The organism is Cupriavidus sp. FW305-46 (assembly GCF_058787075.1).
This window is the reverse complement of the sequence record NZ_JBYSZI010000088.1, coordinates 1-18,340: the sequence shown is the minus strand read 5'-3', so window position 1 is coordinate 18,340 and position 18,340 is coordinate 1. Positions and strand designations below refer to the sequence as shown.

Genomic DNA, 18,340 nt, shown 5'->3' with positions numbered 1-18,340 from the left:
GCCCCCGCCCAGCAAAGCCGTCACCCTCGAGGACCACATCCTCGAAGCCACTGACGACATCCTGCGCGTCAGCGCCGGCCTTCAGTCCTTCCTGACCTTGCTGGAGTTGCAGAGTGACACCATCCCCCAGGGCATCGGCCTCCACGCCCTGCTTTTGCCGCTCAAGCAACAGCTGGTCGACACCGCCGACCGCCTGCAGGCGCTGGTCTGACGAGGGAGAGCCTGCTTATCCGCCCAACGGATGAGCAGCGCTGAGAAGTAAACGGCGCGAGCCAACTGGTCTCGCGCCGTTCGCATTCTGGTGCGGTGGCATTCAAGTCACGGCGCTCACATAGGCCTCGAACGCGCTGGCCTCCACCGGCGGACAGAAGAGGTGGCCTTGCCCGTAGTCGCAGCCGGCAGCCAGCAGGATGTCGCGCTGCGACTCGGTCTCGACGCCCTCGGCAATCACGCGGATGCGCAGCGCATGCGCCATGCTGATGATGGCGCGGCACAAGGCCACGTCGTCCGGGCCCCGCGTCAGCGAGCGGACGAAGGACTGGTCGATCTTGATGTAGTCAATGTCCAGGCGCCGCAGGTACGACAAGGACGAGTAGCCGGTGCCGAAGTCGTCTAGCGCGATCTCGATGCCGGCCGCCTGGAAGCGGGAGAGCTGGTCCATGACATCGGCGTTCTGCTCCATCAGCGAGCCTTCGGTGATCTCGATGACGAGGCTGCCCACTGGCACGTTCCTGCGCTCGATCATGCTGGACCAGGACTCGGGCCCGCTCGCAGGCGCGCAGAACTCCACTGGTGATTTGTTGACCGAGATCTGGAAGCCCTTGCCCAGCAGCACCTGCCAGCGCGCAAGCTGGTCCAGCGCTTCCGTCAGCACCCAGCGGCCGATGTCGATGATGAGGCCGGTTTCCTCCGCAACGGCAATGAAATCGGCCGGGCGGATCGGCCCGCGCACCGGATGGTCCCAGCGGATCAGGGCCTCGGCCTTGCAGACCTTGCCCGTGCTCAGATCGACAATGGGCTGGTAGTGCAGCGCGAACTGCCCGGACGCCAGCGCCGTGCGCAGGTCCTGCGTGATGCGCAGGCGCTCCCTCTCCGCCTGCAGCAGCGCCTGGGTGAAGACCTTCCAGCGATTGCGGCCCTCCTCCTTGGCGGCAAACATCGCCTGGTCGGCGCACACCAGCAGGGCCTCGGCGTTGTCGGCATCCTTGGGCCAGGTCGCCACGCCGATGCTGGCCGACACCACCACCAGCTCGCCGGCCAGGCGGTAGGGCGCGGCAATCCGCTCCAGGATGGCCTCGGCAATGTCCCCGGCAACGCCGGCATCGCCCACCGCGGGCAGGATCACGGTGAACTCGTCGCCGGCCAGCCGCGCCACGGTATCCGACGCGCGCACCGATGCCGCAATGCGCCGCGCCGCCTCCAGCAGCAACAGGTCGCCCTGATCGTGCCCGAGGGTATCGTTCACCTCTTTAAAGCGATCCAGGTCGATGAACAGCAGCGCCAGCACATCCTGCGTGCCGCGCGAACGCTCGATCTCCTGCCTCAGCCGGTCGAAGAACAGGCGGCGGTTGGGCAGATCCGTGAGCGCATCGAAATTCGCCTGGTGCCGGATGACTTCCTCCGCCTGGCGTTTCTCGGTTATGTCATGGATCAGCGCAACGCGGCGGCGCTCGCCATACGCGTGGGCCAGGTAGGTATCCACGGTCAGGTAGGCGGGAAACTCGCTGCCGTCCTTGCGGCGGATCGAGAATTCGCCGCTCCATCTGCCCTTGGCTGCCACGGTGGTCCGCAGGCGCTCGACCAGCCCTGCCGCATTGCCTGCCCCGCTGACGATATAGCCCGGGCGGCCCTTGACCTCCTTGGCGGTATAGCCAGTAGCGGCGGCAAAGGCCGGATTCACGTCGATGATGGTGCCATCGAGCGACGTCACCACCATGGCCTCGCTGCTGGATGAATAGACCAGCGAAGCCAGCTTCATCTCCTCCATATGGCGCCGTCGCTCCCCCATGGAGCGGCGCAGGCTGTAGTACAACAGGCCAAGCAGCAGCGTGGAAGCCATGGCACCGGCCAGGGCAACGCGGCGATAGACCTCGTAGGGCGCCAGCACCAGGCCGACCGACTCGCCCACCACGAAATTGAGCCCGAACTCCGGCAAACGGTAATAGCCGAAGACCCGCTCCACGCCTTCGGAGCCCGACACCGCCCGATAACTACCAGACTGGGGCGACCCGCTGGCGAGGTACGGCCTGTTGCTGACCGCCCTGGCCAGCGTGCCCTCCATGGCCGGCACGCGCGCAATGACCTGGCCGGAAGTCTTGATGACCGACGCCACTTCGCCATCGCGGTTTGTGAACGACTGCGCAAAGCTGGCGAACTGCTCCGGACTGACCGAGACCACGATGACCCCGTCGAAGCTGCCCGCGCGCAGGATGGGGCGCGTGAACTGGATCGACCATTTGCGCGAGACCTTGCCCTTCACCGGGTCGCTGATGAACAGCATGTCGCGCCCGCCCGCGTTCTGATGGACCCGGAAATGCTCGCGCCCGCTCAGGTCGACCTTCTGGCCGGGCACGGGCGGGGCGATGGACGAGTAGATGAGCAGGCCATGCTTGTCGATCACCGACACCTGGAACGACAGGTCCACCACCAGGTTTTCCCGCTCACGCACCATGTCGATGAATCCCGGCTGGCCGACCAGCCAACTGGCCCGCAGGTCGAGGAGGAACTCGGACAGCCGCAGGATGCTGGATTTCGAGTACGCGCCGAACGCCTGGGCCTGCGCCTGCGTACGCTCCGCCGCGTCGTGCAGCAAGCGGTCCCGCTCGCTCACAAGCTGAAACGCCGCGAACGCCCATGTTGCAATCAGCCACGCCGCCGCCGCCAGGTTCAACGGGGAGAAGAGCTGGTGCAGGCGCTGCAGCGCCTTGCCATATCGGGTGGTCGAGCGTTCTGGCATCAAATGGGTATCGCAACGCAGCGAAGAGTCGACATCGATAGCAGGCTAGTCGAGGTCAGCGAACCCGACAAGCTGCACGCACACTAGTCCCGTGCTCACCGCGCGGAGCCGGGCCGGCGTGTGCCGAAAGCGGCACGTCGTGATCATGCCCCGCTCGACTCGTGGGCACGTGGGCGACGATGTGCCATTCCGGCCCTGATTGACGCCCCCAAAAGGGGGCCAAGGCATTTTTCGCCACAGACAATCCGGCGCCGCTGTCGGGGCCAGGGCGCATACGGCGATAGCCTGATGTCGCTGGCAGACGTGTTGCGCCAGAGGCCCGCTGGACCGCACGCGGCGCAAGTGGTCGAACTGTCGGAACTGGCGATTGCCGGCGCGGAAAAAAGTATCGAGCAGATTGACGATTCCGGCGGCGGGGTGATGCCTGCCATCTTCGCGCTGGCGTCTGTCCATCTCGACGCGAGTTGCTCGCCACATTGTCTTGGGGGCGGGCTGCGCAGGAGTCAATACTCCCTCAACACCCATCCACTGATCGCGGCGAAGTACTCACGGAGCCAGGCGTTATACCGAAGGTAGAGCGGCGTTCCAGCCCCGACTCCGGCGATCTTCCCGAATCCTGCCTTCCGGGCAATCCGCACCGCCCGCTGTACATGGAAATCGCTGGTCACCACCACAATGGGATCGGTGGCGGCGACGCCCTGCTCTTCAAGCAAGCGCCGGCTGAACGCCAGGTTCTCCTCCGTGCTGGTGCTGCGCCCTTCCCGGATGACCCTGTCTGCTGCGACACCGCGGGCGATCAGATACTCAGCCATGATGTCCGCTTCCCGGCAGCGCAGCCCGAAATCCTGTCCGCCACTGACCGCGACCTTCGCCTGTGGCCACTGCTGAGCGTGCTTCAAGCCCTGATCCAGCCGCGCAACCAGCGTTGGCGAGGCGACGCAGTTTGGTGTGCCGGAGCCGAGGATGATGATGGCCTTTACTGGGGAGCTTTCCGGAATGACGGCCTCGGTGCTGCGGTGGATGTCGTAGAAGAACACGGCCACTGTCGCCAGCCACACTGCGAACGCGATCCATCCTGCTTGCCATAGTTGCCGGCGGCTTCGGCTGGCTGCTCGCCAGTGGGCTACGCGTGGCCATTGCCATGACAGGAGCAGGAATGACGCGCCGATGCAGCCTGGCAGGACGATGCCGAAGTTGAACAGGCCAATGGTCATCAAGGCGATGGCGTCGGAGAGAAGCACGGCGCCGCATAGCGCTAGGGCGATGCGGCGCCAGCGCGCGCTTGTGTTCATTTCCAGCATTGCAGTCATTGAGTTGTTGGGAGAGCGCCGTGACGCGAAGCGATGCATGTTGCTGACCTCGCGCGGCGACCAGCAACATGCGGCGCAAATTGTACCGGCGTCCGCGTGCGGAAGAGGGGCAACTTTAAGGATTGCCTTAGAGACGCGCGAACAAGAGTTCGATACATCTTGGTATTTGCCGGAGCTGTGCGTGGCGTCGGGCTGGAGGCCGTGATGAAGCACTTCATCGCGATCGGAGTACTGTTGTTCACGACTACGTCGGCCAATGCATGCCGACCGCCCTATCTGGAGTACAGCGCTGTATTCGAGCCCGGCTCAGCCACGCTATCCGGTGCGGAGGTGAAGCGCCTTGCCGACTGGCGCATCAATTCCCGTCGCGCCTTTCCGGCCGGGTACACCGTCTACATGTACCTGCGTCAGAACGAAATCCTCGGTATTCCACGCCAGCTTGCCGAAGCGCGGGCGCGTTCAATGACAGGCCTACTTGAACACCTCGGAATCAACAAGAAGGACATCGAGAGGCCAGAAGTACGTTCCACCGCGAGTGGGCATGTCGCTTCTGAAGAGGAGGGAAGATTCTTCAATGAAGCAGGCATCTCAATCAACCCCCGTTGCCCGCACGTCTGCTGTGAGGGCTAAGACTGTGCAAAGGACTCTGACCTCGCGTTCGCGCATCAAGTGGGTGGCGTCCGGCGTGCTTCTGGCGGTAATGGCAATGGTCGCGATTGACGCCTGGCAGGCATGGCATTCACCCGAGCACTATCCGTTTGACGCAGAGGGGCCGGTGGCAAATCTCTGGGCGTACCAGTCGCAGCGACGCTACCTGATTGCAGCAGGGCTTGCGCTCGCCGCTTGTTGCCTCGCGATGATGGGGATCTGGTTGCGCCGCGTGCCGAGACGGCTTCGCTGGCTAAGTGTTGCACCACTTGTCGTCATGGTGGTGATTACGGTCTATGAGCGGCTCATTGAGTTCGAATGAAAACCCAGCTTATGGCATGCAGATGTCTGGCGGAACGATCCTTTGGCGCTATGGCCAAGACCGGCGTATTGTCACTCGCGCCAAGGAATACAAATGATACGAACTACTCTAATGCCTCTCATCCTCGCGCTTTCGGTTTCCGCTCACGCGGAACAGGTGCCTGAGGCCATCATCGACAGTTGCCTACTATTCGATAGATCGTCTGACACTTCGATCTCGATCAGCCCAATTGAAGGGGATGCGAATCTGATAGACGAGGTTACGGAGTCTGGCTACCAGCTGTTTACCCCTGGAGGTGATGACAGCAACAAGCTTCGGATTGGCTATGCAACCAGCAAGCGCGGAAGCAACGACTACATCTTCGTCGGGCCGCGTCGCGGATTCATCAAGCGAGCGGTTGCTGTGCGAAAGCTTCAGCCCACGAGAGTTGAGGAACCGAGCCTTGCCGCTTATGCAGTGCTACGTGAGCACGGGCGCCGGTATGTGTGCGTGATGGAAAGCAATGGCAACGGCAGCGCCGCTTTCGTGAGGTCAGCCTTCGTGGGCCGAATCCTACCGTCGAAGAACGCTACCTTGAGGCTGTTCTACAAGGTGGCAGACGTGAAGAAGTTCAAGGCATTCAGTGAGGGGCCGAAACAGATGCCATGATGAAACCGAGGCATCACTTTCGCGATGCTGCTGTTCATGGCGGCGCCGGCCGTTGCCTGCAGGCCGCCGTACATGGGGTACAGCGCTGCTTTATGGGTGGTTATGGATAGTTATGGATGCAATGAGAGGCTGCATTCGCACTATCCCAGGCCCGCCATTCACGGCGGCGCATCAGGGATTGCCCGCTCCGGCGGTCTTCCAAATGCCGGTATCTATCAAGGTTTTGGCCTCCGCAACCAATTCCGTGACAACGGCGCAGACCGCCGGGTCTGCCATGCGTGCGCGCCGCTGTCCCAGGCATACGGCGCGCGCAATAGGTGGGTCGATCATGCAGGCCGCCAGCGTCCCTTGCTGAATCTCCCGTGTCACAGCACTCCTGGCGAGAACGCTGAACATGCGACCGGTTTCCACCAGTCGTATCAGCCGTTGGCCGGCGTCTATTTCAACGCGAACGTCGAGCGACACGTTCGCCCGCGCGGCATGGGCTTCCAGGGTTGACCGAATGGCGTGCAGACGCGACGGCATCACGAGGGGATACCTGTCCAATGTGCTTGCCTGCACCGTGCTTGTGTCTGGTAGCGACCCTGGCCGGCCTACCAGTTGCATGTCCTCGCTGGCGATGGGCTCGCATTGCACTTCCGGCGTCGCGGTCCGGTCAAACACCACCGCCAGATCAAGCTGTCCTTCTGATAGCCAATTCCACAGGTAGCCGGAGAACGTTTCTACCAGGCGCAGGCGAATTTTCGGGTAGCGCATGGAGATGCGTTCGACCAGAGGCAGGGCGAGTACGGCGGCGGATGAGGAAGGCAGACCCAGGGAAACGTCGCCGCCAGGGTCGGCGGTGCACTGCTGCAGCTCCTGGAACGTGGACTCGACGAGATTCACGATCTCGTACGCGCGCCTCAGCAGGCGTTGTCCCGCTTCGGTCGGCGTGACCCCGCGAATGCCTCGCGTCAGCAACACCGTCCCCAGCACATCCTCCAGCCTGCTCACGGTGACGGTCAATGCCGGCTGGGCGATCCCGAGCCTGCGCGCGGCGGCCGTGATGCTGCCCTCTTCGCAAATTGCGATAAAGGCGATCAGGCGAGGGATGTCCAGTTTTCGGGCGTTCTGCATAGGTTGCCATAGTACGAACTTATGCCCTCCAACAAAACAGATATTGGACGGCACTGATGATGCGCCACAGACTACGGACCCAGAAGCCGCTACGTCATGCGGCCGAGTTCATGAACAGATGGAGGAGGACATCGTGCTACCAGATCATCTTTCCCAGTCAGCCGCAGAGATCTCACCGGTCTCTGCGGCCGAGCCGCGCGTGGCACCCACGTCTGCGCTGCGTGCGCAATGGTGGCGCCTGCTGGATCGCCGAATTGGCGTTGTACCGTTGCCGGTATATCTCGCGCTGCTGCCGATCGTGGTGTGGTTCGCCACCATTGGCAACGTGCCATCGGATCTCACGATGGCGATCGCCGTATTGTCGCTGGGTGGGTTCTTCTTCATGGAGCTCGGTCGCCGTGTGCCGATGCTCAGCCTGATGGGCGGCGCCGCGATTCTTGCGTTTGTGGTGCCATCGGCGATGACCCATTACGGCCTGATTCCGCCTTCGCTTGCGCTATCGATCAAGGCGTTCGTCAAGGCATCCAACTTCCTTTACCTCTATGTCGCGGCCATCGTTGTCGGCAGTATTGTGAGCATGGACCGGGAGGTGCTTCTCGGTGGCTTCCTGAAGATCTTTGTGCCGCTGACAGTCAGCTCGGTCGTCGCGGGTGCGGTCGGGACACTGACCGGCATGGCGATGGGGCTGGATGCCTACCGGGCATTCTTTTTTGTCGTCGTTCCCATCATGGCCGGCGGACTTGGCGAAGGTGCGATCCCGCTTTCCATGGGTTACGCGATGATTACCGGACAGCCACAATCGGAGTTGTTTGCGCAGATCATTCCGGTGGTCATGCTCGGCAGCTTTACGGCAGTGTTGCTGTGCGGACTGCTCAATGTACTGGGCAAACGCTTTCCGCATCTCACAGGAGAAGGTGTGCTGCAGCGGGGCCCGCAAACTAAGGCGAGCGAGAAGGCGACGTCCGCAACGGCTCCGGCGTTCGATCCGGTCAGCCTTGCCGGAGCCATGGTGACCATCGTCGTGTTCTATCTGATCGGCGTGTTGGTCCAGGGGGTTCTGGCGTTTCCGGCGCCGATCACCATGCTGTTCCTGATCGTCGCGGCCAAGCTTGGTCGTGCCATCTCGCCCGCGCTGGAGCAAGGCGGAAAGGGCGTGTATCAGTTTTTCTCCGGCATCGTTACCTGGCCGCTGCTTTTTGCCCTGGGCGTCGCGCTGACGCCGTGGCAGGAGTTTGTGAGCGCGTTCACGGTGCCGACCGTCGTCACGGTGTTTGCCACGGTCGCGTCGATGATTGCCAGCGGGTTCTTTGTGGCGCGCTTCGTGGCTATGTATCCCATCGATGTGGCGGTCGTGACCGGTTGCCACAGCGGCCAGGGAGGCGCCGGAGACATCGCCATTCTCACCGCGGCGAACCGGATGCAGCTGATGCCGTTTGCGCAGATTGCGACCCGCATCGGCGGCGCCATTACCGTAACGTTGGCTCTGATTGCGATTCGCCATGTCTACTGATTTCCCGATCGATGCAACAAGGCCCATCGCGCTCAGGGCAGTGCGCGGCTTTCATGTCGGCGGACGGCCAGTCGACGTGGCCGACCTGCCGCATCGGCAGCTTGCCACGGTACCGGGCGTCCAGCCGCGCGTCTCCAACCCGAACGGGCGTTATCAGGTGGGACAGCTCTATGTCCAGCAATTCGCCCTGGCAGCGCCCACGGCCAGGTATCCGCTGCTGATGTGGCATGGCGGCGGCATGACCGGTGCCACCTGGGAATGCACACCGGATGGTCGTCCGGGTTGGCATGACTATTTCATGCGCAAGGGATACGACACCTTTGTGAGCGACGCGGTGGAGCGTGGCAGGGCTTCCTGGGCGCCCGCCTGCCTGGTTTCGGAAATGCCGGAGCACCGAACGCTGGAGCAGGCGTGGGACATCTTTCGCTTTGGTCCGGTGGACGGATATGACGCTGCGAATGGGATGCGCCAGGCCTTCCAGGGACAGCGGTTTCCGGTACACGCGCTGGACGAGCTGGGCAAGCAGTTCGTGGCGCGATGGACCAGCACAGGCGACATGGCGTTGGAGGCCTATGTGGAACTGATACGACGGGTTGGCCCGTGCACGATCCTCGCGCACAGCGAAGGCGCACGCCTGGCTCAGCATGCCGCGCTGTCGGTGCCTGAACTGGTAAAGGGACTGATCCTCGTTGAACCCGCCGGTGCGCCATCGACAGCAGTGGAGGATGCAAGCCGACTGCGCGGCATTCCTCACTGTGTGTTGTGGGGAGACTATATTCCGCAGAACTCGTTATGGACGATATATCGCCGGCAGGTAGACGAGTGGTTGTCGGCCGTGCAGCAAGCGGGGGCGGGAGTTACTGAATTTGACTTGCCCGCCATGGGTATCCGCGGGAATTCGCATCTGCCGATGATGGACGACAACAACTTGCTTATTGCCGGGCTCGTCCACGAATGGATCGGCGGTGCGGTGGAAGGCGGCATGTCCGGCTGAGTGCGCAAGCGATGCGCGAAGCCCATGCTCGATGTCGCGTGTTCGGACCTGACTCTTAGTGTGCTCTTTGGCCATCAGCCGGTGTCCATCGGAGCTTCAATACTCCTTCAACACCCACCCGCTAATCGCCGCGAAATACTCACGGAGCCAGGCGTTATATCGAAGGTGGAGCGATGGCATGCGTGATGAAGAGGCGGCCACGATCTTGTGCGCCATGCTTGCCAGTGACCGGTTAGAGGTCGAGTCGAGTGCCGTCGAATGCCATCAATGCCCAGGTGATGAGCACCGGCAGCCCACACAGCCAACGTAGCAAAGTGCTGCGCGTCTGCGCAAGCAACGCCCAAATTGCAAGTGAGCACCCGAGCAAGAAGGCGATGCACGATAGCAGATAGTTCGTCTGTGATTGATACGCCCACATTGCCGCAGCGGGTCCTTGGCTGCGGAATGGATACTCTTCAGGGGCTGTCCAGGCGCCCCATATCTCTACCAGCATCAGCACGGCAAAGAGTCCGAGGATGCTGGCTGCGGCAGCCCTAATAGCGAACTTCCGGTTCCATGTCTTTGGCATAGTACAAAGTACTTCGCCGCTCTCAATCCATTGAAGGGATCTGCCATCGAAGAACAGCTTGGCCCTGCGCCAGTGAATTTCGCGCTCCAACTCGTCGAGCCGGAGCAGCTTGACGATATCGCGCGGAGAATCCGGTCGATTGAGCGTGTATCCAAAACGCTCTCTTACCAGTTCTTCAAGGTCTCTGCGTAGGATGCTGTTATCCCGGATTTCAGACTCAAGGAAACTCATCTTCGAAAACGAATCATGGCGTATTTATGGGCTGGGCGTGTAGCCCAGCTGTGCGCGGACCTGCGCCTTTCCATTTGTCCGCAAAAAACTGCGGAAATCAATCAGTGCAGTCGGAATGTGATTGAGATACTTTTGTTGTCCGTGCACTTCATCCCCCAAGGGGACGTGAAAGACGCTGGATTCCCGCCCACGTGCCCTTCGGGTATGCGCGGGTTGATGTCTTAACTGAGCGGCATTACAGCCAATGACATGACAGGCAGCGGGTCTGCCCAGACCGCTTTACAGCCCGTCAGCGTTCCTGCCCCTGCCGCAGAAACGGAGCCACCGCGCAGGCAACCAGCAACAAGCCCGCCATGATCACCAGACCATTGCGCGTACTGCCAGTCGCCTGTTCGATGATGCCCATCACCGACGGTCCGATGAACCCGCCCACCAGTCCGCAGGTATTGATAAGGGCCAGTCCGCCCGCCAGCGCCACCCCCTTCAGGCGAGACGACGGGAACAGGAAGACGATCGACTGCACCACGAAAAACATCAGCGCGGTCAGCGAGAAGCCGACTAGCGCCATCACCGGGCCGGCGAAGGCGGCAATCAGCAGGCCGGCTGCCATCACCACCAGCCCCAGGCAGAGCAGGCGGCGGCCGCGCCGTGGGGTGTTGGCATGTCGGGGCAGCCATGCGGCCCCGATGGCGGCGGCTATCCAGGGCAGGGAATTGAGCAGCCCGATTTCCACGGGCGTGAGCTTGCCGTAGGTGCCGATGATGCCCGGCAGGAAGAAGATCACCGTGTAGATCGAGATCTGATGGCAGAAGTAGATGAAGATCGCCAGCCAGACCTGCGGATCACGCATGGCGCCCAGGAACGAGTGGCCACCTTTGCCGGCGCTGGCATCGGCGGCTTCCGCGGCCAGCCGGCTGCGGACTTCCTGCGCCTGGGCTGGCGTCAGCCATGGCGCGCTGTCCGGACCGTCGGGCAGCTTCTTCCAGACCACCGCGGCCAGGAACACCGCGGGCAGGCCTTCCAGCACGAACATCCATTGCCAGCCCTTGAAGCCCCACATGCCATCCATGCCCAGCAGCGCGCCGCCCAGCGGGCCGCTGACGATGTTGGCGATGCAGACGCCGAGCAGGAAGTAGCCCACTGCCCGCGCGCGATCCTCGCGGCCGAACCAGTACGTGAGATAGAGCATCACGCCGGGAAATAGCCCTGCCTCGGCCGCGCCCAGCAGCACGCGCATGATGTAGAAGGAGGTCTCGCCCTGGACAAAGGCCATCGCCGCGGACAGCAGGCCCCACGTCACCATGATGCGTGTGATCCAGAAGCGCGCCCCGACCCGATGCATGATCAGGTTGCTCGGGATTTCCAGCAAGGCATAGCTGAGGAAGAACAGACCCGCGCCCAGGCCGTAGGCCGCGGCCGAGATGTTCAGGTCGACCGCGATATGGGTCTTGGCGAGTGCAATGTTCGTGCGATCGAGAAAGCTGATCACATAGGACAGCACCAGCAAGGGCATGAGCTTGCGGAACAGTAGTGCGGTCAGCGGGCGGTCTGTCGGCGCGGCCAGCGGCGGCGCGCCCGAGGCGGGTACGGTCTGCATGTGCGTAGTCTCCATCGGCGGATATGGCGCCACGCCCTGGGGCCGCGCGTCAGCCGTTCTGCCTGGTTGATGTCTTCAGTGTTCGATGGTTGGGCGGGGCCGGGCCGTGGCGGCCCCGCCGGTTCAGAACGCGGTGCCTGCCGCGCCCTTGAGGGCGAGGATGTCGCGGGCTTCGTCCGGCGTGGCCACGTCGATGTTCAGCGCTTCAAGCACGGTCCGGATGCGCGTGACCTGCTCGGCGCTCGATGCCGCCAGCTGGCCCGGACCGATCCAGAGTGAGTCCTCCAGGCCAACGCGCACGCTGGCGCCCATGGCCGCGCCGATGGTCGCCAGCGGAAGCTGGCCGCGGCCGGCGCCCAGGATCGACCAGCGGAACTGATCGCCGAACAGGCGCCGGGCGGTGCGGTGCATGTGCATCAGGTCCTCGGGATCGGGGCCAATGCCGCCCAGGATGCCGAAGACGGACTGGATGAACACCGGGCCACTGACCAGGCCACGGTCAAGGAAGTGCCGCAGGTTGTACAGATGGCTGATGTCATAGCACTCGAATTCGAAGCGCGTGCCGTTGGCATTGCCGATGCGCAGGATGTTCTCGATGTCCTGGTAGGTGTTCTTGAAGATCAGGTTGCGGCTGTTCTCCAGGTGTTCGCGCTCCCAGTCGTGCTGGAATTCCTTGAAGCGGTCGAGCATCGGGAACAGGCCGAAGTTCATCGAGCCCATGTTCAGGGAGGCCAGTTCCGGCTTGAAGGTCGTGGCCGGCAACATGCGCTCTTCCACCGTCATGTGCGGACTGCCGCCGGTGGTGATATTGATCACGGCGTCGGTCTCGGCGCTGATCCTGGCCAGGAACGGGCGGAACAGCTCCGGGTCCTGCGACGGGCGTCCGTCCTTCGGGTCGCGGGCGTGCAGGTGCAGGATGGCGGCCCCTGCGCGCGCCGCGTCGATGGCGGCTTGTGCGATCTCGTCGGCGCTCACCGGCAGGTGGGGCGACATGCTGGGCGTGTGGATGGCGCCGGTCGGGGCGCAGGTGATGATGGCTTTGGCTCGCTTGGCCATGGTGATTCCTTGGTCGGGTGTTATCTGGCTGCGGGCCGCGGATGTCCGGCGGCCCCCGGAATGCGCTGGTCGCGCTAGCTGAGCGCCTGGGTCAGGCCGTCCACGACCATTTCCTGGCCGTGCACATTGGCCGCCTGGTCGCTGCAGAGGAAGCGCACCATGTTGGCGATGTCGCGCATCGTCACCATGCGGCCCAGTGCCGCCTGCGACGTGTAGCTGCGCGTGACTTCCTCAAGCGGCTTGCCGAGCGACTCGGCCTTCGCGGCAATGACTGCGCGGATGCGCGGGCCGTCGACCGCACCGGGCAGCACCGTGTTCACACGGATCCCATCCGCGCCCAGTTCCAGCGCCAGCGATTTGGTAAAGCCCACCACGGCCCATTTCGACGCGGAGTAGGCGGAACGGCCCGGCATGCCGAGATGCCCGGCAGCGGAGGACAGGTTGACGATCGACGGCGAGCGCCCCTGCCGCAGGCGCGGCACCGCCGCGCGGGCGCACAGGAACTGGCCGGTGAGGTTGACGGCAAGCGTGCGCTCCCAGTCGGCCAGCGACAGGGTTTCGACACCGCCAGTCGGGCCGGCAACCCCGGCATTGTTGACCAGCACATCCAGGCCGCCAAAGGCGCCATCCACTGCCTGGAACAGCGACTCGACGTCGCTTTCCTTCGACACATCGGCCCTGACTGCCACCACGCCGGGCAACTCGGCGCAGACACGTTCGAGGCTGTCGCCAGCCACGTCGCAAACCGCAACGCGGGCGCCCGCCTCCACCAAGGCCCGTGTGATCTCCAGGCCAATTCCGTCCGCGCCAGCGGTCACCAGCACGCGTTTGCCGGTGAGCGATTCATCCTTCCACATGATTCCAATCCTCCTGGGAACAGGCCGATGCCTGCCTTCCGGACGAAGATTAAAACTGTGATCACAGATCAAATATAGAGAATAACCCTATGTGCTATGCTTCGCGGCATGACCCTGAATGACCTTGTGACGCCCCTTGTCCGCCAGACCCTCAGCCGCGACGTCTACACGCAGCTGCGAGACCTGCTGATCAGCGGCCAGATGATGCCGGGCGAGCAGATTTCCCTGCGCAACATTGCTGCCGCACTGGGCGTCAGCGTCATGCCGGTGCGGGAAGCGGTGCATCGCCTGGTTGCCGAGCAGGCGCTTGAGCTCACGCCAAACCGTGCACTGCGGGTACCGAGGATGAGCGTCAGCCAGTTCGAGGAAATCACCAAGATCCGGATCGAACTGGAAGGGCTCGCCACCGCGACCGCGGCAGAGCGCATCAGTGATGAGGAACTGATGCAGGTACAGGCACTGCACCGCCGGTTTGCCGACGAGATGTCGAAGCGCAATCCCGACGGCGCGGATGTCATCGCCGCGAACCAGGCCTTTCACTTTGCCGTGTACGCGGCGGCGCGCATGCCGATCCTGCTGCAGATGATCGAGTCGCAGTGGTTGCGCATCGGCCCGATCCTTAACCACGACCTTCGCTCCGGATCGCGCCGCGTGGAAGAGCGCGTCGCGGTCAAGCATCACGACAATCTGATCGAAGCGCTGCGCAGGCATGACAGCGCGGCGGCATGTGCGGCGCTGCGCGGGGATATCGAGAGCGCGGCGGCCTATATTGTCTCGGCGGGGGTGTTGGTCAACACGGAGAGGGCCGAGGATGCGGCGGCCACGCTGGTGCCCGTGAAGCGGGCTGTGAAGGCGGGGCGTGCGGAGGTGAAGGGCTGATCAGCGCGGAAGACTTGAAGAAGGTCAAGGCATTGAATGGGGGCTGAAATCGATGCCGCTAGGAAGCGAGCCATCCCCCCTCGATGCTGCTGTTCGCGGTGGCGTCGGCCGGGAAGCGCCGACCGTGGTAGTACAGAGGTAGCCGTAGCCGTTAGCTGTCATGCATTCAGGCCATCGTGATCGATGCCTGCATTCCCGCCCCTCAAGCCGGCGCCAACCCAATCATCCGGCTAACATTCCCCGCAGCGCGCTGCAGCGCCGGCACCATCTCCTCCCTGATCCGCGCAGGCGTAGCCTCGCCCCCTGACCTATGCAACGCCGGGCGCCGGCACCTCGCTGCACCTGGCGGGCGAGCTGTTTGCCAGCACCGCCGGCGTGCGCATGACCCACGTTCCCTACAAAGGCAGCGCGCCGGGGCTGAACGACACCGTGGCGGGCCATGTTCCGGTGATGTTCGACAACATGCCGTCGGCGCTGCAACTGGTGAAGTCCGGCAAGCTGCGCGCGCTGGCGATCACCGGGGCCCAGCGTTCGCCGCTGCTGCCCGATGTGCCCACCATGGCGGAAGCCGGCCTGCGCGGCTATGAGATTGCAGGCTGGTTCGGCGTGCTGGTGCCCGCAGCAACGCCCAAGCCCATCGTTGCCCGGCTGGATTCAGAGCTGGAAGCGGTGCTGAAGATGCCCGACGTCCGCAAGAAGATCGATGAGATGGGCGGCGTCATCTCCGGCGCCGGGCCGGAGGCGTTCGGCGTCTTTATCGATGCGGAAACGCAGAAGTGGCGCGCGCTGGTGCGCAGCGCCCACATCACCGTCCAGTAACCCACGCAGTCGCTAACACGCTTTAAGCAAGGAGAACGCAAGCCATGTCGCAATACCGTTTCATCGATGTCCAGCCCATCGCGGGCGCCCTCGGTGCGGAGATCAGTGGGGTAGACCTGTCCCAGCCGGTGCCGGACGAGACGTTCGCAGAGATCCGCTCGGCGCTGCACAACCATCAGGTCATCTTCTTTCGCGACCAGCAGTTGACGCCGGACCAGCACAAGGCGTTCAGCGCCCGCTTCGGCGATTTGCTGGAAGTGCCGTTCGTCCGCGCGCTGGAAGGCCACGCTGAAATCCTGCCGGTGATGAAGGGCAAGGCAGAGCAAACCAAACGCAACTTCGGCGGTGCCTGGCACACGGACATGAGCTATGCAGAAATCCCGCCGCTGGGGTCTGCCTTGTATGCGCGCGTGATTCCGCCCTACGGTGGCGACACCATGTGGGCCAGCATGTATCACGCGTACGACGCGCTTTCCGATGGGCTAAAGCTGGTGATCGACAAGTTGCGCGCGGTGCATAGCCCCGTGCGTTCCTATGGCGCCAGGGGCGCCGTGGTCAACAACGGCGACCCCGCCCACAAGATGGACGTGCGTACCGACGACCGCGCCAACAGCGAGGTCCTCCATCCGGTGGTGCGCGTGCATCCCGCCACGGGCAGGAAGGCGCTGTACGTCAACAGCACCTACACCATGCGCTTCGAGGGCATGACCGAAGAAGAAAGCGCGCCGCTGCTGCAATACCTCTACGCCCACGCCGCCCGCCCCGAATTCACCTGCCGCTTCCGCTGGACCCGCGGCGCGCTGGCCGTGTGGGACAACCGCTGCACGCAGCATCTGGCGATGAACGACTATGACGGCTTTGACCGCGAGCTGCATCGCACAACCATCGCCGGCGACCGCCCGGTCGGCGTGGCAGCCTGAGCGCGCCGCTGTTCGCCTGGTGCGCCCCACTCGCTCCCTTACGCACATCAAGGAGACGCAATGGCAATGCAAGTTTTGCCGCAGGAGGCCCCCTGCGGTGCGCTGGTCAGGGGCCTGGACCTGAAGCAGGCACTGACCGATGCGCAAGTCGCAGAAATTCGCCGGCACTGGCTTGAGCACAAGGTCCTTGCCTTTACCGACCAGGACCTGGCCATCGAGGACATCGAACGCTTCGCGTCAACGATCGGCCCGCTCGGCAGCGATCCCTATTTCACCGCCATCCCTGGCCATCCCCATGTCGCGCAAGTTCGGCGCGATGCCAACGAGCGCACGCCGATCTTTGCCGAGTCCTGGCACTCGGACTGGAGCTTCCTGGCGCAGCCACCGGCGGCTACGGTGCTATACGGCAATGTCATTCCGCCAGTGGGTGGTGACACGCTGTTCGCCGACCAGTACGCCGCCTGGGACGCGCTGCCGGAGGAACTGAAATCACTGGTGGCCGGAAGGCAAGGGGTCCATTCCGCGCGGCGCGGCTATTCGCGGCAGGGCGCGTATGGTGAGAAGGACAAGGGGCGCTCGATGGTTATCCGCTATTCGGATAGTGCGCTGGCAACGCAGCTACATCCCATTGCGCGCAAGCATCCCGAAACCGGGCGCACTGCGTTGTTCGTCAGCATGGGTTATACGATCGGCATCGATGGCATGAGCGATGAGGAGGCGGCGCCGATCCTGCGTGCGCTGTTTGAACACCAGGCCAGGCCGGAGTTTGTGTATCGCCATCGGTGGTCGCAGGGGATGCTTGTCGTTTGGGATAACCGCTGCGTGAACCATGCGGCGACTGGTGGCTATGATGGGTACGATCGCCTGTTGCATCGGATTACTGTGGAGGAGCGCGGCGATCGCGCCGGCTGACGCTCCGGGCGGACGTTGGGGGCCGACGGGATGACGGCGACTGTATGACTTGCCTCAGTCCGGGTGCGGCGAAGCCAGCCGGTATCCCGGCTCCCAGCCGGGCGCCAGGCGCCCGGCGGCTAGGGGCGCCGCGCCGTGGCGGCGGCGCACAAGCCCGTGTATGCGGCCCCCAGTGCGGAGGCTGCGCTGGCCGAGCTGGAGGCCTTCGACCAAGACAAAGGGGTAAGGACTACTCCCCGATCGCCGCGTCCTAACGTCGCGTCTGGGATCAGGTGATCCCGCTCTTTGCCTTTCCGCCGGCGATCCGCAAGATCATTTACACAACAAATGCCACTTGAGCGCTGCGAGCCGCTTCATGCCAATGAGGTCCCAGTGATATTCCACTTCAGTCAGTACCACTGAGCCCCGGGTCGAGACGCGCCGGTCTAGCAGTCGTCCGCCGGCACGTTCGTAGAACTTGCGCGCCCGTGCATTTTCCTCGAGTGACCACAGGCGCATCGAACTGGAACCTCGCCTCAACAAGGCTGACGCGCAGCACGACAGAAGCCTCAGTCCGACACGCTTGTCATGAAACGCCTGCAGTACGTAGAGGGCGTAGACCTCTCCCCGACATTCCTGCTCTGCTTCGCGACATGGTCCGCAATCGGAAAAGCCGACGACTTCAGCCTCACTGGTCGCGACGAAACAGGCTACCGATGGGTCCGCGAGAATGCGATACCTGGCTGGCAGCCGGCTTTCCGCTGTCACATTCGCAAGCATATCTTTGGGAAGCAGCTCGCCATATGCTTGATGCCAGCAAAGCGCATGAACCGCCGAAATCGCAGCCGCATCGGCTTGGGTGGCAAGTCGGATGGTCAGGTCTTCCTGATGCGGGCGATCGGGCATTGGTCTGGTCATGTGGTTGCTAATGGAACCTCGCGATCCTCGGCCCAAGATCACCTCAAGTCAAACAAGCCGCATTAACCACCCCCACCGCCAGCGAAATCACCCCCATCAC

At 63.3% G+C, this 18,340-nt stretch carries 18 protein-coding genes and 1 pseudogene; 11 read left to right on the top strand and 8 right to left on the bottom strand.

What is annotated here, in order from left to right; genetic code table 11:
* Positions 1-211 (top strand): DUF1484 family protein (locus tag AC3WON_RS28770; RefSeq protein ID WP_492299156.1); only part of this gene is annotated, 211 nt, incomplete at its 5' end.
* 102 nt (positions 212-313) lie between these two features.
* On the opposite strand, the gene AC3WON_RS28765 is transcribed toward AC3WON_RS28770, so the two are convergent.
* On the bottom strand, positions 314-2,956 hold the full coding sequence (locus AC3WON_RS28765; protein ID WP_492353266.1) for a bifunctional diguanylate cyclase/phosphodiesterase: 2,643 nt from the start codon (positions 2,954-2,956) through the stop codon (positions 314-316).
* 503 nt (positions 2,957-3,459) lie between these two features.
* Positions 3,460-4,248: a YdcF family protein gene (locus AC3WON_RS28760; RefSeq protein WP_492353268.1), complete on the bottom strand. Its 789-nt coding sequence runs from the start codon at positions 4,246-4,248 to the stop codon at positions 3,460-3,462.
* 222 nt (positions 4,249-4,470) lie between these two features.
* Between AC3WON_RS28760 and AC3WON_RS28755 the strand changes: the two genes are divergently transcribed.
* The 3 genes from AC3WON_RS28755 to AC3WON_RS28745 all read left to right on the top strand — a co-directional run bounded on the left by AC3WON_RS28755 (position 4,471) and on the right by AC3WON_RS28745 (position 5,884).
* Positions 4,471-4,896 carry a hypothetical protein gene (locus AC3WON_RS28755; RefSeq protein WP_492353265.1) on the top strand — a complete coding sequence of 142 codons (426 nt, stop codon included), beginning with the start codon at positions 4,471-4,473 and terminating at the stop codon, positions 4,894-4,896.
* Between the two features lie 76 nt (positions 4,897-4,972).
* Positions 4,973-5,236, top strand: coding sequence for a hypothetical protein (locus tag AC3WON_RS28750; protein ID WP_492321535.1), 264 nt, complete (start codon positions 4,973-4,975; stop codon positions 5,234-5,236).
* 111 nt (positions 5,237-5,347) lie between these two features.
* Positions 5,348-5,884 carry a hypothetical protein gene (locus AC3WON_RS28745; protein ID WP_492353264.1) on the top strand — a complete coding sequence of 179 codons (537 nt, stop codon included), beginning with the start codon at positions 5,348-5,350 and terminating at the stop codon, positions 5,882-5,884.
* A 171-nt stretch (positions 5,885-6,055) separates the two neighbouring features.
* Here the strand turns inward: AC3WON_RS28745 and AC3WON_RS28740 are convergent, their stop codons facing one another.
* Complete coding sequence (locus AC3WON_RS28740) at positions 6,056-7,000, bottom strand: LysR family transcriptional regulator (protein WP_492353263.1); 945 nt, start codon at positions 6,998-7,000, stop codon at positions 6,056-6,058.
* A 118-nt stretch (positions 7,001-7,118) separates the two neighbouring features.
* On the opposite strand from AC3WON_RS28740, the gene AC3WON_RS28735 reads away from it, so the two are divergent.
* Both AC3WON_RS28735 and AC3WON_RS28730 read left to right on the top strand, forming a co-directional pair.
* Positions 7,119-8,510, top strand: coding sequence for a 2-hydroxycarboxylate transporter family protein (locus tag AC3WON_RS28735; RefSeq protein ID WP_492353262.1), 1,392 nt, complete (start codon positions 7,119-7,121; stop codon positions 8,508-8,510).
* On the top strand, positions 8,500-9,504 hold the full coding sequence (locus AC3WON_RS28730) for an alpha/beta hydrolase family protein (RefSeq protein WP_492353261.1): 1,005 nt from the start codon (positions 8,500-8,502) through the stop codon (positions 9,502-9,504). The genes AC3WON_RS28735 and AC3WON_RS28730 overlap by 11 nt, the downstream gene beginning before the upstream one ends.
* A gap of 232 nt (positions 9,505-9,736) precedes the next feature.
* Here the strand turns inward: AC3WON_RS28730 and AC3WON_RS28725 are convergent, their stop codons facing one another.
* The 4 genes from AC3WON_RS28725 to AC3WON_RS28710 all read right to left on the bottom strand — a co-directional run bounded on the left by AC3WON_RS28725 (position 9,737) and on the right by AC3WON_RS28710 (position 13,813).
* Entirely contained in the window at positions 9,737-10,303 is a 567-nt protein-coding gene (locus AC3WON_RS28725; RefSeq protein ID WP_492353260.1) for a hypothetical protein, read from the bottom strand.
* A gap of 289 nt (positions 10,304-10,592) precedes the next feature.
* Complete coding sequence (locus AC3WON_RS28720; protein WP_492353259.1) at positions 10,593-11,900, bottom strand: MFS transporter; 1,308 nt, start codon at positions 11,898-11,900, stop codon at positions 10,593-10,595.
* A gap of 123 nt (positions 11,901-12,023) precedes the next feature.
* Positions 12,024-12,956 (bottom strand): 3,5-dioxohexanoate:acetyl-CoA acetone transferase, encoded by a 933-nt coding sequence (gene kce, locus AC3WON_RS28715; protein ID WP_492353258.1) that lies wholly within the window; start codon positions 12,954-12,956, stop codon positions 12,024-12,026.
* A gap of 74 nt (positions 12,957-13,030) precedes the next feature.
* On the bottom strand, positions 13,031-13,813 hold the full coding sequence (locus AC3WON_RS28710; RefSeq protein WP_492353257.1) for an SDR family oxidoreductase: 783 nt from the start codon (positions 13,811-13,813) through the stop codon (positions 13,031-13,033).
* A 96-nt stretch (positions 13,814-13,909) separates the two neighbouring features.
* On the opposite strand from AC3WON_RS28710, the gene AC3WON_RS28705 reads away from it, so the two are divergent.
* The 5 genes and pseudogenes from AC3WON_RS28705 to AC3WON_RS28685 form a co-directional block, all read left to right on the top strand.
* A complete protein-coding gene (locus AC3WON_RS28705; RefSeq protein WP_492353256.1) occupies positions 13,910-14,692 on the top strand; it encodes a GntR family transcriptional regulator in 783 nt (260 codons plus the stop codon).
* A gap of 303 nt (positions 14,693-14,995) precedes the next feature.
* On the top strand, positions 14,996-15,511 hold the full coding sequence (locus AC3WON_RS28700; protein ID WP_492353267.1) for a tripartite tricarboxylate transporter substrate-binding protein: 516 nt from the start codon (positions 14,996-14,998) through the stop codon (positions 15,509-15,511).
* A 44-nt stretch (positions 15,512-15,555) separates the two neighbouring features.
* A complete protein-coding gene (locus tag AC3WON_RS28695; RefSeq protein WP_492321526.1) occupies positions 15,556-16,431 on the top strand; it encodes a TauD/TfdA dioxygenase family protein in 876 nt (291 codons plus the stop codon).
* 60 nt (positions 16,432-16,491) lie between these two features.
* Complete coding sequence (locus tag AC3WON_RS28690) at positions 16,492-17,343, top strand: TauD/TfdA dioxygenase family protein (protein WP_492353255.1); 852 nt, start codon at positions 16,492-16,494, stop codon at positions 17,341-17,343.
* A 126-nt stretch (positions 17,344-17,469) separates the two neighbouring features.
* Positions 17,470-17,675: pseudogene (locus AC3WON_RS28685) on the top strand (transposase); the annotation flags it as partial.
* On the opposite strand, the gene AC3WON_RS28680 reads toward AC3WON_RS28685, so the two are convergent.
* Positions 17,656-18,102 (bottom strand): GNAT family N-acetyltransferase, encoded by a 447-nt coding sequence (locus AC3WON_RS28680; RefSeq protein ID WP_492321542.1) that lies wholly within the window; start codon positions 18,100-18,102, stop codon positions 17,656-17,658. The pseudogene AC3WON_RS28685 and the gene AC3WON_RS28680 sit on opposite strands and share 20 nt — an antisense overlap.
* Positions 18,103-18,340 lie beyond the last annotated feature (238 nt).

Bases quoted from the DNA above. Each gene is read 5' to 3' on its own strand.
- AC3WON_RS28765 (WP_492353266.1), bottom strand. From the start codon at position 2,956: ATGCCAGAACGCTCGACCACCCGATATGGCAAGGCGCTGCAGCGCCTG.
- AC3WON_RS28760 (WP_492353268.1), bottom strand. From the start codon at position 4,248: ATGAACACAAGCGCGCGCTGGCGCCGCATCGCCCTAGCGCTATGCGGC.
- AC3WON_RS28755 (WP_492353265.1), top strand. From the start codon at position 4,471: ATGAAGCACTTCATCGCGATCGGAGTACTGTTGTTCACGACTACGTCG.
- AC3WON_RS28750 (WP_492321535.1), top strand. From the start codon at position 4,973: ATGGTCGCGATTGACGCCTGGCAGGCATGGCATTCACCCGAGCACTAT.
- AC3WON_RS28745 (WP_492353264.1), top strand. From the start codon at position 5,348: ATGCCTCTCATCCTCGCGCTTTCGGTTTCCGCTCACGCGGAACAGGTG.
- AC3WON_RS28740 (WP_492353263.1), bottom strand. From the start codon at position 7,000: ATGCAGAACGCCCGAAAACTGGACATCCCTCGCCTGATCGCCTTTATC.
- AC3WON_RS28735 (WP_492353262.1), top strand. From the start codon at position 7,119: ATGGAGGAGGACATCGTGCTACCAGATCATCTTTCCCAGTCAGCCGCA.
- AC3WON_RS28730 (WP_492353261.1), top strand. From the start codon at position 8,500: ATGTCTACTGATTTCCCGATCGATGCAACAAGGCCCATCGCGCTCAGG.
- AC3WON_RS28725 (WP_492353260.1), bottom strand. From the start codon at position 10,303: ATGAGTTTCCTTGAGTCTGAAATCCGGGATAACAGCATCCTACGCAGA.
- AC3WON_RS28720 (WP_492353259.1), bottom strand. From the start codon at position 11,900: ATGCAGACCGTACCCGCCTCGGGCGCGCCGCCGCTGGCCGCGCCGACA.
- kce (WP_492353258.1), bottom strand. From the start codon at position 12,956: ATGGCCAAGCGAGCCAAAGCCATCATCACCTGCGCCCCGACCGGCGCC.
- AC3WON_RS28710 (WP_492353257.1), bottom strand. From the start codon at position 13,813: ATGTGGAAGGATGAATCGCTCACCGGCAAACGCGTGCTGGTGACCGCT.
- AC3WON_RS28705 (WP_492353256.1), top strand. From the start codon at position 13,910: ATGCTTCGCGGCATGACCCTGAATGACCTTGTGACGCCCCTTGTCCGC.
- AC3WON_RS28695 (WP_492321526.1), top strand. From the start codon at position 15,556: ATGTCGCAATACCGTTTCATCGATGTCCAGCCCATCGCGGGCGCCCTC.
- AC3WON_RS28690 (WP_492353255.1), top strand. From the start codon at position 16,492: ATGGCAATGCAAGTTTTGCCGCAGGAGGCCCCCTGCGGTGCGCTGGTC.
- AC3WON_RS28680 (WP_492321542.1), bottom strand. From the start codon at position 18,102: ATGCTTGCGAATGTGACAGCGGAAAGCCGGCTGCCAGCCAGGTATCGC.